Below are 809 nucleotides of genomic sequence, written 5' to 3'. Positions count from 1 at the left end.
GCTGCGCCCGGACCGGCCGCGCGTCGCGGCCGAGCTCCCACGCCCAGGCGGCGAAGCCCATCAGCACCAGCCCGATCAGCGCCGCGAGCAGGCCCTGAGGCCCGACCTGCTGCGCCAGCACCCAGACCAGCCAGGCGACCGTGGCGTAGATCGGGAAGGCGAGGGCCTGCTTCAGCACGTCCATCCAGGCGCCGGGCCGGGGCAGGGCGCGCAGCGCCGGCGGCCACAGGGTGAGCGCCAGGAAGGGCAGGGCGAGGCCGAGGCCGAGGCTCGCGAACACGACGAGGCCGGCAGCGGTCGACTGCGTCAGCGCGAAGCCCACGGCCGAGCCCATGAACGGGGCGGTGCACGGCGTGGCCACGACCGTCGCGAGCACGCCGGTGAAGAACGAGCCCTGGAGCCCGGCCCGCCGGGTCAGCCCGTCGCCGAGCCCGGACAGCCGACTGCCGAGGTGAAGCATGCCCGACAGGCTCAGGCCCATGGCGAAGAGCAGGTAGGCCAAAGCCGCCACCACGGTCGGCGATTGCAGCTGGAAGCCCCAGCCGATCCCGGCGCCGCCGGCCTTCAGGGCGATCAGCAGCGCGGCCAGCGCCAGGAAGGCCGCCAGCACCCCCGCGGTGTAGGCGAGCCCGTGCAGCCGGACCTGCGCCGGCGCCTCGCCGGAATGCCTCACCAGGCTCAGCACCTTGATCGACAGCACCGGGAAGACGCAGGGCATCAGGTTGAGGATCAGGCCGCCGAGCAGCGCGAGGCCGGCCGCGGTCCACAGGGTCAGCGCCTCGGCCGGGTCGGTGCGCGCCACCGCCGGC

1 protein-coding gene is annotated in these 809 nt (G+C 75.0%); it reads right to left on the bottom strand.

Translation table 11 applies throughout. The features are described 5' to 3' along the window. Positions 1-809: cytochrome c biogenesis protein CcdA (locus FV230_RS28850; protein ID WP_281408347.1), on the bottom strand; the 809-nt coding region annotated here is incomplete at both ends.

Origin of the sequence: Methylobacterium sp. WL6 (assembly GCF_008040095.1) — a bacterium.
Lineage (GTDB): Bacteria > Pseudomonadota > Alphaproteobacteria > Rhizobiales > Beijerinckiaceae > Methylobacterium.
Note: the sequence above shows the minus strand (reverse complement) of the source record. Positions and strands in the feature narration are given on the sequence as shown.